Raw genomic sequence first — 13,413 nt, forward strand, 5'->3', positions numbered from 1 at the left:
CAAATTAGGCTTAATGATAATGATTGTCAATTGAGAAGGAGAATTATTGGTGCAATAAAATCCAGCCTCGGCCCCGCGACCCATTGCCGCGGCGCGTGGCTGTCGGATGCTTCGCTGCAGGGTGTGGTGAGTCGGCGGCCCGACTAATTATTTGTCGGGGCTATCCGTTCCATGGGGGACAACTTGCAAGCCGAATTCAGGCAGGAAACCCCCATGACCGACGCGTTCGAACTCCCCAGCACCCTGGCTCATGCCCTCCAGCGCCGCGCCGCGCTGACGCCGGACCGGGTGGCCTTGCGCTTCCTTGCCGACACCCCGGAGCAGGGTGTGGTGTTGAGTTATCGCGACCTGGACCTGCGCGCCCGGACCATTGCCGGCGCCTTGCAGGCCGAAGCGGCACTGGGCGATCGCGCCGTGCTGCTGTTCCCCAGCGGCCCGGATTACGTCGCAGCGTTCTTTGGCTGCCTCTATGCCGGGGTGATTGCCGTTCCGGCCTATCCACCGGAGTCCGCCCGTCGCCATCATCAGGAGCGTTTGCTGTCGATCCTCAAAGACGCCGAACCGCGCCTGCTGCTCACCAGCAGTGATCTGCGCGAGCCGCTGCAAGCCATCGAATCGGCGCCGCCGGTGTTGTGCGTCGATACCCTCGACCCGGCCTGCGCCGGGCAATGGCGGATGCCGACGCTGCAGGACGATGACATTGCGTTCCTGCAATACACCTCCGGTTCCACCGCGTTGCCCAAGGGCGTGCAGGTCAGCCACGGCAACCTGGTGGCCAACGAATTGCTGATTCGCCATGGCTTCGGCATCGACCTGAACCCCGACGACGTCATCGTCAGCTGGCTGCCGCTGTACCACGACATGGGTCTGATCGGCGGCTTGTTGCAGCCGGTGTTCAGCGGCGTTCCCTGCGTATTGATGTCTCCGGCTTATTTCCTGGCCCGACCCCTGCGTTGGCTCGAAGCGATCAGCGAGTACGGCGGCACCATCAGCGGCGGCCCGGATTTCGCCTATCGGTTGTGCAGCGAGCGGGTCAGTGATTCGGCCCTGCAGCGTCTCGACCTGAGCGGCTGGCGCGTGGCCTATTCCGGCTCCGAGCCGATCCGCCTCGACACCCTGGAGCGTTTTGCCGAGAAGTTCGCCCCGTGCGGCTTCACGCCGGACAGTTTCATGGCCTCCTATGGCCTGGCCGAAGCGACCTTGTTCGTCGCCGGCACGCCACGCCGCCACGGCATTCCTTCGCTGCGGGTGGATGACGCGGCGCTGGCGCAAAACCGGGTCGAGCCGGGGCAGGGCGGCGCGGTGATGAGTTGCGGTGTCAGCCAACCCGGGCACGCGGTGCTGATCGTCGAGCCCGCCACGTTGCAGCCGTTGGCCGATAACCAGGTCGGTGAAGTCTGGGCCGCCGGGCCGAGCATCGCCCTGGGCTACTGGCGCAACCCCGAAGCCAGCGCCAAGACCTTTGTCCAGCACGACGGCCGGACCTGGCTGCGCACCGGGGACCTGGGGTTCCGGCGTGGCGGCGAACTGTTCATCACCGGTCGCCTGAAAGACCTGCTGATTGTGCGTGGGCACAACCTCTATCCCCAGGACATCGAGCAAACTATCGAGCGCGAAGTGGAAGTGGTGCGCAAGGGCCGGGTGGCGGTGTTCGCGGTCAACGACAACGGCGAGGAAGGCATCGGCATCGCCGCGGAAATCAGCCGCAGCGTGCAGAAAGTCCTGCCGCCAGAGGCCTTGATCAAAGCCATTCGCCAGGCCGTGGCCGAGGCCTGCCAACAAGCCCCGAGCGTGGTGGTGCTGCTCAACCCCGGCGCGCTGCCCAAGACCTCCAGCGGTAAGTTGCAGCGCTCGGCCTGCCGCAGCCGATTGGCCGACGGCAGTTTGGACAGTTATGCGCAGTTCCCGTCCGTCGAAGTCGACGTGGTTGATGAGTTTGTCCCAGCCTCCGAGTTGCAAGCCCTCATCGGCCAGGTCTGGCGGGAGCAATTGCAGGTCGAGCAGGTCCAGGCCGACGATCATTTCTTCCTGCTGGGCGGCAACTCCATCGCCGCCACCCAGGTGATCGCCCGCCTGAGCGAAACCCTCGGGCTGGCGCTCAACCTGCGCCTGTTGTTCGAAGCCCCGACCCTGGCTGCGTTCACGGCAGCGGTGGCGAACCAGCAGCAGGACGGCGGCCGGGCCCAGGGTGCGATCAGCGCATTGCCGCGCCACGCGCCACTGCCACAGTCGCTGGCGCAGAACCGTTTGTGGATCACCTGGCAGCTCGACCCGACGAGCCGCGCCTACAACATTCCCGGCGCCTTGCACCTGCGCGGCGAGCTGGACGAAGACGCGTTGCGCGCCAGTTTCCAGCAACTGATCGAGCGTCATGAGTCCTTGCGCACGCGGTTTCTGGAACGCGATGGCGTGGCCTTGCAACAGGTCGATCCGGCTGGCGAATTCAAGCTGCAGGTGATCGATCTCAGTGACGAACCAGGGAGCCGGCGCGAAGCCCGGGCGCGGCAGGTTCGAGAAGACGAAGCGGCCACGCTGTTCGATCTGGAGAAGGGGCCGCTGCTGCGGGTCACCCTGTTGCGCCTCGACGAGGATGACCATCAACTGCTGGTGACGCTGCACCACATCATCGCCGACGGCTGGTCGATGAATGTATTGCTCGAAGAATTCTCCCGGTTGTATGCCGCCGCCTCCCAAGGCCAGATCGCCGAGTTGGCGCCGTTGCCCTTGCAATACGCCGACTACGGCAGTTGGCAACGCCAGTGGCTCGCCGAGGGTGAGGCCGAGCGCCAACTGAGCTACTGGAAGCAGCAACTGGGCGCTGAACATTCGGCCCTGGTGCTGGGCACGGATCACCTACGTAGCGCTCAACGTCTGCGCAGCGCCGCGCGGCACAGCCTGCGTCTGGACAAGGATCTCGGCGAGGCCCTGCGCCATGTGGCCCAGGCCCATGACGCGACGCCGTTCATGCTGTTGCTGGCGGCCTTCCAGGCGCTGTTGCAGCGTTACACCGGGCAATCCGACATCCGCGTCGGTGTGCCCAATGCCAACCGTCCGCGCCTGGAAACCCAGGGGCTGATCGGCTTCTTCATCAACACCCAGGTCTTGCGCGGGCAGGTCGATTCCCGTCAACCGTTCGCCGCGCTGCTGGCCCAGGCCCGGGAAGCCACGCTCGGGGCCCAGGCCCACCAGGACCTGCCATTCGAGCAACTGCTCGAAGCGTTTCCCGAGGCGCGCGAACAAGGCCTGTTCCAGGTGATGTTCAACCACCAGCAGCGTGACCTGAGTGCCTTGCGCCGTTTGCCGGGGTTGCTGGCCGAGGAATTGCCGTGGCACAGTCGCGAAGCCAAGTTCGACCTGCAATTGCACAGCGAAGAAGATCGCAACGGCCGGCTGACCCTGTCGTTCGACTACGCCGACGAACTGTTCGAGGCGGCGACCATCGAGCGGCTGGCAGTGCATTACTGCAACCTGTTGCGAGCGGTCTGTGCCGATCCGCAGCAAGCCATCGGCGATGTGCCGTTATTGACCGCCGATGAACACAGCCAACAGCAGCAGTGGAGCGCGGCCCCGTGCGCGCCGGCCAGCCAATGGTTGCCGGAGCTGTTGAACGAGCAGGCCCGCTGCACGCCGCAACGAATCGCCCTGCGCTGGGACGGCGGTCAACTCGATTATGCCGAGCTGCACGCCCAGGCCAATCGCCTGGCCCATTACCTGCGGGACAAGGGCGTTGGCCCGGACGTGTGCGTGGCGATTGCCGCCGAGCGCTCGCCGCAGTTGCTCATCGGCGTGCTGGCCATCATCAAGGCCGGCGGTGCCTATGTGCCGTTGGATGCGGACTACCCGGCCGACCGCCTGGCCTACATGCTCGACGACAGCGGCGTCGACTTGCTGCTGACCCAAACCGCGTTGCTCGAACGCTTGCCAGCTTGCGAGGGTGTCAGCGTGATCGCCATGGACGCCCTGCACCTGGAACAATGGCCGAGCAACCCACCGGGCCTGCACCTGCACGGCGATCACCTGGCCTACGTGATCTACACCTCCGGCTCCACCGGCCAGCCTAAAGGCGTCGGCAATACCCACGCGGCCCTGGCCGAGCGCCTGCAATGGATGCAAGCGACCTACGGGCTGGATGCCAGCGATGTGCTGATGCAAAAGGCCCCCATCAGTTTCGACGTGTCGGTCTGGGAATGTTTCTGGCCGCTGATCACCGGCAGCCAACTGGTGCTGGCCGGCCCCGGCGAGCACCGTGATCCGCACCGCATCGCCCAGTTGGCGCAGCAGTTTGGCGTCACCACGCTGCACTTCGTACCACCGCTGTTGAGCCTGTTCGTCGACGAACCACTGAGTGTCCATTGCAGCAGCCTGCGGCGGGTCTTCTCTGGGGGCGAAGCCTTGCCGGCCGAGTTGCGCAACCGGGTGCTGGCGCGCCTGCCGTCGGCGCAATTGCACAACCGCTACGGCCCGACCGAAACCGCGATCAATGTCACCCATTGGCAGTGCACTGAAGCCGATGGCGAGCGCTCGCCGATTGGGCGGCCGTTGGGCAACGTGCTGTGCCGGGTGCTCGACAGCGACCTCAATCCCGTGCCGGCCGGTGTGCCGGGCGAGCTGTGCATCGGCGGCCTGGGCCTGGCCCGGGGTTACCTCGGTCGTCCGGGCCTGAGCGCCGAGCGTTTCGTCGCCGACCCAATGGGGCCGGCTGGGTCGCGGTTGTACCGCACCGGCGACCGGGCACGTTGGAGCGCCGACGGCGTGATCGAATACCTCGGTCGCCTCGACCAGCAGGTCAAACTGCGCGGTTTCCGGGTCGAACCGCAGGAAATCGAAGCGCGCCTGCTGGCCCAGGACGGCGTCGCCCAAGTGGCGGTGCTGGTGCGCGACACCTCGGCTGGCCCGCAGTTGATCGGTTATTACACCGCGCCTGAGGTTGCCCTCGGCCAGGACGAACTGAACACCCGGCTCAAAACCGCCCTGGCCGCCGAGCTGCCGGACTACATGGTGCCTGTTCAACTGCTGCGCCTGGACGCCATGCCCCTGGGCCCGAGCGGCAAGCTCGATCGCCGCGCCTTGCCCGAGCCGCAATGGCAGGTGCGCGAGCACGTCGAGCCGGTCAGCGCCCTTGAGCAGCAAATCGCTGGTATCTGGCGCGACGTGCTGGGCCTTGCGCGCGTCGGCCTGCGGGATGATTTCTTCGCTTTGGGCGGCCATTCGCTGTTAGCGACCCAGATCATTTCCCGCACCCGCCAGGTCTGCGACGTCGAGCTGCCACTGCGCACCTTGTTCGAGGCCAGTGAGCTTGGGGCTTTCGCCGAACAGGTGCGCTTGATCCAGGGCAGCGGCCAGACCAACCGCCAGCCGCCCATCGAGAAGGTCGACCGCAGCCAACCGGTGCCGCTGTCGTATTCCCAACAGCGTATGTGGTTCCTCTGGCAGATGGAGCCGGACAGCCCGGCCTACAACGTCGGCGGCATGGCGCGATTGCGCGGGGTGCTGGACGTCGGGCGCTTCGAGGCGGCCTTGCAGGCGTTGATCCTGCGCCACGAAACCCTGCGCACCACGTTCCCGAGCGTCAACGGTGTGGCTCGCCAACAGGTGCACGGCGAGACGGGCCTGCGCATGGGCTGGAAGGACTTCTCGAGGCTGGCCGCTGACATTCGCCAGCAGCGGGTGCAGCAACTGGCGGACAGCGAGGCCCACCAGCCTTTCGACCTGGAAACCGGTCCGCTGCTGCGGGCCTGTCTGGTCAAGACCGCCGAGCATGAGCATTACTTTGTGCTGACGCTGCACCACATCGTCACCGAAGGTTGGGCGATGGATATTTTCGCCCGTGAACTGAGCGCGCTGTACGAAGCCTTTGTCGACGACCGTGAATCCCCGCTGGAACCGTTGCCGGTGCAGTACCTGGACTACAGCGTCTGGCAGCGCCAATGGCTGGAATCCGGCGAGCGTCAACGGCAGTTGGACTACTGGACCGCGCAACTGGGCCGCGAACATCCGCTGCTGGAGCTGCCCGGCGATCGCCCGCGTCCGTCGGTGCAAAGCCATCGCGGCGAACTGTTCCGTTTCGATCTCAGTGATGAGCTGGCAGCGCGGGTCCGCGCCTTCAATGCGCAGCAGGGCCTGACCCTGTTCATGACCATGACCGCCGCCCTGGCCGTGCTGCTCTACCGCTACAGCGGCCAGACCGACCTGCGCATCGGCGCGCCAGTGGCCAACCGCATCCGCCCGGAAAGCGAAGGCTTGATCGGTGCGTTCCTCAACACCCAAGTGCTGCGTTGCCAGCTCGACGGGCAGATGTCGGTGGGCGAATTGTTTGAGCAGGTGCGCCACACCGTCATCGAAGGCCAGTCCCATCAGGATTTGCCGTTCGATCATTTGGTGGAAGCCCTGCAACCACCGCGCAGTACGGCCTACAACCCGTTGTTCCAAGTGATGTGCAACGTGCAGCGCTGGGAATTCCAGCAGAGCCGCACGCTGGCCGGCATGAGCGTCGAATACCTGGTCAACGACGCCCGGGCCACCAAGTTCGACCTCAACCTGGAGGTCACCGACCTGGATCAGCGCCTGGGGTGCTGCCTGACCTACAGCACCGACCTGTTCGACGAACCGCGCATCGCACGCATGGCCGGGCACTGGCGCAATCTGCTGGAAGCGTTGCTGGAGGATCCGACCCGGCGGCTGAGCGAGTTGCCGTTGCTGGGCGCCAGCGAGCAGCAACAACTGCTCGACAGCCTGGGTGTCGAGCCCGGTGAGCATCGCCTGGACCAGTGCCTCCACGCACTGTTCGACGAACAGGCCCGGGCGCGTCCCGACGCCCCAGCCCTGACCTTCGCCGGGCAGACCCTGACGTATGCGCAACTGGACAGCCACGCCAATCGCCTGGCCTGGAGCCTGCGCGAGCGAGGCGTTGGGCCGCAGGTGCGGGTCGGTCTGGCCCTGGAGCGTTCGCTGGAAATGGTCATCGGCCTGCTGGCGATCCTCAAGGCTGGCGGTGCCTATGTGCCGCTGGACCCGGAATACCCGCTGGACCGCTTGAGCTACATGATCGAAGACAGTGGCATCAGCCTGCTGCTCAGCGACAGGGCGATGCTCCAGGCCCTCGGTGCATTGCCTGAGGGTGTGGGGTGCTGGTGCCTGGAAGATGATTCGGCGGCCCTGGCCCAATACCCGGATCACTCGCTGCCGCTGATCAATCTGCCACAGCATCAGGCGTACCTGATCTACACCTCCGGTTCCACCGGCAAACCCAAGGGCGTGGTGGTGTCCCACGGTGAAATCGCCATGCATTGCCAGGCGGTGATCCAGCGCTTTGGCATGCGCCCGGACGATTGCGAACTGCATTTCTATTCCATCAACTTCGACGCGGCCACCGAACGCCTGTTGGTGCCGTTGCTCAGTGGCGCCCACGTGGTGCTGCGGGCCCAGGGCCAGTGGGACGCCGAGGAAATCTGCGGGCTGATTCGCCAGCACCGCATCAACATCCTCGGGTTCACCCCCAGCTACGGCAGCCAGTTGGCGCAGTGGTTGGCGACCCAAGGGCAGACCTTGCCCGTGCGCATGTGCATCACCGGCGGCGAAGCCCTGACGGGCGAGCATTTGCAGCGCATTCGCGCCGCGTTCAGCCCGAGCCTGTTCTTCAATGCCTATGGCCCGACCGAAACCGTGGTCATGCCCCTGGCAAGCCTGGCCCCAGAGCAATTGGAGGAGGGCGCGGCCAGTGTGCCGATTGGCAGCGTGATTGGCGCCCGGGTGGCGTACATCCTCGACGCCGACCTGGCGTTGGTGCCGCCAGGCGCCACGGGTGAGTTGTATGTCGGCGGCGCCGGTCTGGCCCAGGGGTATCACCAGCGTCCGGGCATGACCGCCGAGCGTTTCGTCGCCGACCCGTTCGCCACCGAGGGCGGGCGCCTGTATCGCACCGGCGACCTGGTGCGCCAGCGTGCCGACGGGCTGGTGGAATACCTGGGACGGATCGACCATCAGGTGAAAATCCGTGGTTTCCGTATCGAGCTGGGGGAAATCGAAACCCGTCTGCTGGAACATGAGGCGGTGCGCGAGGCGGTGGTCCTGGCCCTCGACATGCCTGGCGGCAAGCAACTGGCCGGCTACCTGGTGAGCGACATCGCCAGCCAGGACGACGAGCAACAAGCGGCTCTGCGCGAAGCACTGAAAAACCATCTCAAGACCCAACTGCCGGACTACATGGTGCCCACGCACCTGATCCTGCTGGCGAGCATGCCGCTGACCGCCAACGGCAAGCTCGACCGCCGCGCCTTGCCGCTGCCCGATCTTGAGCTCAATCGCCAACACTACGTGGCGCCGAGCAATGCTCTGGAGCAGGCCCTGGCGGCGATCTGGTGCGAGGTGCTGAACGTGACGCAGGTGGGCCTCAACGATAACTTCTTCGAGCTAGGCGGCGACTCGATCCTGTCCATCCAGGTGGTCAGCCGCGCCCGACAGCAGAGTATCCATTTCACCCCCCGGGATTTGTTCCAGCACCAGACCGTACAGACCCTGGCCGCCGTTGCCACGCGCAGCCAGCAGGTGCACGCCGAACAGGGGCTGTTGCAGGGTGAATCGGGGCTGACGCCGATTCAGCACTGGTTCTTCGACCGTCCGATCCCCAACCGGCATCACTGGAATCAGGCGCTGGTGCTGGAGCCGACCACGGCCCTGGCACCGCAACTTCTGGAACGGGCGTTGCACGCCGTCTTCCAGCACCACGATGCCTTGCGCCTGGGCTTCGACAAAAGCGCCGGGCAGTGGTGCGCCGAGCACCAGTCGTTGTCTGGCGCCGTGCTGTTGCAGCAGGTCTGCGTGGACACCACGCAGACGTGCGAAGCGTTGTTTGCCGAGGCGCAGAGCCGTTTCAATCTCGCCACCGGGCCGTTGCTGCGTGCCGTGCTGGCGCAGTTCCCGGATGGCCAGCAACGGGTGCTGATCGTCATCCATCACCTGGTGGTGGACGGTGTGTCGTGGCGGGTGCTGCTGGACGACCTGCAAACTGTCTATCGCCAGCTCAGCGCCGGGCAGGCGCTGCAACTGCCGGCCAAGACCAGCCCGTTGCGTGACTGGGCCGCGCGTTTGCAGGCCTACGCCGGCAGCGAATCTTTGCGCGAAGAACTGGATTGGTGGCAAGCGCAGTTGAGCGGTGCGCCATTGGCGTTGCCGTGCGCCAATCCTGACGGCGGGCTGCAGGAACGTCACGCGCAAACCGTCAGCGTGCGCCTGGACGCCGAGCGCACCCGACAACTGCTGCAACGGGCGTCGAGCGCCTATCGTACCCAGGTCAATGACCTGCTGCTCACGGCGCTGGCCCGGGTGCTGTGCCGTTGGAGCGGCCATGATTCGGCCTTGGTCCAGCTTGAAGGCCACGGCCGTGAAGCGCTGTTCGACGACCTCGACCTGACCCGCACCGTGGGCTGGTTCACCAGCGTCTATCCTGTGCGCCTGAGTCCAGCGGCCGAAGATTTCAGTGTCTCGATCAAGAGCATCAAGGAGCAACTGCGCGCGGTGCCCCACAAGGGCCTCGGCCATGGCGTGCTGCGTTACCTGGCGGACGCGGCGACTCGCGAGGCGATGGCCGGCCTGCCGCACGCGGCGATCACCTTCAACTACCTGGGGCAGCTCGACCAGACCCTCGGTCAGGATGCGCTGTTCCAGCCGCTGGATGCGCCGTTGGGGGCGATCCACGATCCCGATGCACCGTTGCCCAACGAACTGAGCGTCGACAGCCAGGTCAGCGGCGGCGAGCTGGTGCTGCGCTGGACCTTCAGCGCTCAGCGTCACGACCCAGAGGCCATCGCCACGCTGGCCGAGGCCTACCTCGATGAGTTGCAACGCCTGATCGAACATTGCCTGACGGACGAAGCGGGCGGCCTGACGCCATCGGATTTCCCCCTGGCGAAGCTGACCCAGGGCCAGCTCGACAGCCTGCCCGTGCCGGCCGCGCAGATCGAAGACGTCTACCCGCTGACGCCCATGCAGGAAGGCATGCTGTTGCATACCCTGCTGGAACCGGGCACCGGCCTGTACTACATGCAGGATCGCTACCGCATTAACAGCGAACTGGACCCGCGGCGTTTTGCCCAGGCCTGGCAGGCGGTCATCGCTCGCCACGAAGCCTTGCGCGCCTCGTTCTGCTGGAACGTCGGCGAAGACATGCTGCAAATTATCCACAAGCCGGGCCGCACGCCGGTGGATTACCTCGACTGGTCCGAGGTGCTGGAAGACGCCCAGGAAGCCAAGCTCCAGGCCCTGCTCAAGGATGAACGCGAGGCCGGTTTCGATCTATTGAACCAGGCGCCCTTCCACCTGCGGCTGATTCGGGTCGGCGCGGCGCGCTACTGGTTCATGATGAGCAACCACCACATCCTCATCGATGCCTGGTGCCGTTCGCTGCTGATGGACGACTTCTTCGAGCTCTACACCGCCCTGGGCGAACAGCGCGAGCCGCAGTTGGCCGTGCCGCCGCGCTATCGCGACTACATCGGCTGGCTGCAACACCAGAGCCTGGACGACGCCCGGCAGTGGTGGAAGCGCAACCTGCAAGGCTTTGAGCGGACCACGCCGATCCCTGGCGACCGGCCGTTCCTGCGCGAGCACGCCGGTGACAGCGGCGGCATGATCGTCGGCGACTGCTACACCCGTCTCGATGCCCGGGACGGCGCACGGCTGCGGGAACTGGCCCAGGCCCACCAACTGACGGTCAACACCTTCGCCCAGGCGGCATGGGCCCTGGTACTGCGCCGGGTCAGCGGCGACCGCGACGTGCTGTTCGGCGTCACCGTGGCCGGACGCCCGGTGGAACTGCCACAGATGCAACGCACCGTGGGGCTGTTCATCAACAGCATCGCCCTGCGCGTGCAGATGCCCGAGGACCATCAGCGTTGCAGCGTGCGCCAGTGGCTCAGCGATTTGCTGGACCGCAACATGCAACTACGCGAGTACGAATACCTGCCGCTGGTGAGCATCCAGGAAGTCAGCGAACTGCCCAAGGGCCAGCCGCTGTTCGACAGCCTGTTCGTGTTCGAGAACGCGCCGGTGGAAGTCTCGGTGCTGGACCGTGCCCAAAGCCTCAATGCCACCTCCGACTCGGGGCGCACCCACACCAACTTCCCGCTGACGGCGGTCTGCTACCCGGGGGATGACCTGGGACTGCACCTTTCGTACGACCAGCGCTACTTCGATGAAAGCACCGTCCAGGGGCTGTTGGGCGAGTTCAAACGGTTGCTGCTGGCGTTGATGGAGGGCTTGCACGGCGACATGAGCGAGCTGCCGCTGATCGGTGCCGAAGAACAGGACTTCCTCATCGAGGGCTGCAACCAGAGCGCGCATGCCTATCCGCTGGAGCAGAGCTACGTCGAGCTGTTCGAGGCGCGGGTCGCGGCCCATCCCCACCGCCGTGCGGTCAGTTGCCTGGACGCGAGCTACAGCTACGCCGAGTTGAATGCACGCAGCAACCGCCTCGGCCACGCCCTGATCGCGGCCGGTGTCGGCCTGGATCAGCCGGTGGCGTTGCTGGCTGAACGGGATGCACAACTGCTGGGCATGATCATCGGCAGTTTCAAGGCCGGTGCCGGCTACTTGCCGCTGGATCCGGGCCTGCCGAGCCAGCGCCTGAGCCGCATCATCGAACTGAGCCGCACGCCGCTGTTGGTCTGCACCCAGGCCTGTCATGCCCAGGCGCTGGCGCTGTTGGAGGAGTTCGCCTGTGCCGGGCGGCCGAAGTTGCTGGTGTGGGAAGCCATCCAGGCCAGCGCTGTGTCGCAGGAAAACCCCGGCGTCTACAGCGGGCCGGATAACCTGGCCTACGTGATCTACACCTCCGGCTCCACCGGCCAGCCCAAAGGCGTGATGGTGGAACAGCGCGGCATGCTCAACAACCAATTGAGCAAAGTGCCGTACCTGGCGCTGAGCGAGGCGGACGTGATCGCCCAGACGGCGTCCCAAAGCTTCGATATTTCGGTCTGGCAGTTCCTCGCCGCACCGTTGTTCGGCGCCCGGGTCGACATCGTGCCCAACGCCATAGCCCACGACCCGCAAGGGCTGCTGGAGCATGTGCAACACCAGGGCATTACCGTGCTGGAAAGCGTGCCGTCGCTGATCCAGGGCATGCTCGCCCAAGACCGTATCGGTCTGGACGGCCTGCGCTGGATGCTGCCCACCGGCGAAGCGATGCCGCCGCAGTTGGCTCATCAATGGCTGTTGCGCTACCCGGATATCGGCCTGGTGAACGCCTACGGTCCGGCGGAATGCTCCGATGACGTAGCGTTTTTCCGGGTCGACATGGCCTCGACCCGTGGCACTTACTTACCGATTGGCACACCTACCGATAACAACCGTTTGTACCTGCTCGACGGCGCGCTGGACCTGGTACCGCTCGGCGCGGTGGGCGAGTTGTGCGTGGCGGGCACGGGGGTTGGACGCGGTTATGTCAGCGATCCGTTGCGCACCGCCCCGGTGTTTGTGCCGAACCCGTTCGGGGCGCCGGGAGAGCGGCTGTACCGCACCGGCGACCTGGCGCGGCGGCGCAGCGACGGGGTGTTGGAGTACGTCGGGCGCATCGACCATCAGGTGAAGATCCGTGGCTACCGCATCGAACTGGGGGAAATCGAAGCGCGGTTGCATGAACAGCCGGAAGTGCGCGATGGGGCGGTGGGCGTCCAGGAGGGCGCCAATGGCAAGCATCTGGTGGGCTACCTGGTTGCCACCGATTCGGCACTGAAACCCACCGAACGCCTGGAGCGCATCAAGCAGCGCCTGCGGGCCGAGCTGCCGGAGTACATGGTGCCGCTGCACTGGCTGTGGCTCGACTGCCTGCCCCTCAACGCCAATGGCAAACTCGACCGCAAGGCCTTGCCGGCTCTGGAGATCGGCCAGTTGCAAAGCCAGGACTATCAGGCGCCCGGCAATGAGCTGGAGCAGACCCTGGCGGACATCTGGGCCCAGGTGCTGAAAGTCGAGCGCGTGGGCGTGCGGGACAACTTCTTCGAGCTGGGCGGTCATTCCTTGCTGGCGACGCAAATCGCCTCACGGGTGCAAAAGGCCCTGCAACGCAACGTGCCGCTGCGGGCGATGTTCGAGTGCAGCACGGTGCAGGAACTGGCCGACTACATCGATGGCCTGGCGGCCAGCGAAATCACTGAGGAAAAGGTGGATCGGTTGAATGATTTGATGGCGGAGTTGGAAGGAATGTAGTTTTGCGGCGTCTATAGAGGCCTCATCGCGGGCAAGCCTTGCTCCCACAGGGATCGGCTGCGAGCAGATTATCTGTGTTCGAGCTTCAACTCTGTGGGAGCAAGGCTTGCCCGCGATGAGGGCAGAACAGGCACTGTTGGCCTAAAGGTTGACTGCTTACTCTGTACCGCTCAGTCTCCCAAGGCTTTTTTCCAGACTCAAACAAGGAGGTCA

1 protein-coding gene is annotated in these 13,413 nt (G+C 65.3%); it reads left to right on the forward strand.

The window, feature by feature from the left end; all coding sequences use genetic code 11:
• The first annotated feature begins 213 nt into the window (after positions 1-213).
• Positions 214-13,200, forward strand: coding sequence for a non-ribosomal peptide synthetase (locus tag AC3A5O_RS14765; protein WP_487753363.1), 12,987 nt, complete (start codon positions 214-216; stop codon positions 13,198-13,200).
• Positions 13,201-13,413: the final 213 nt, after the last annotated feature.

Source organism: Pseudomonas sp. Soil_N_39 (assembly GCF_057655955.1).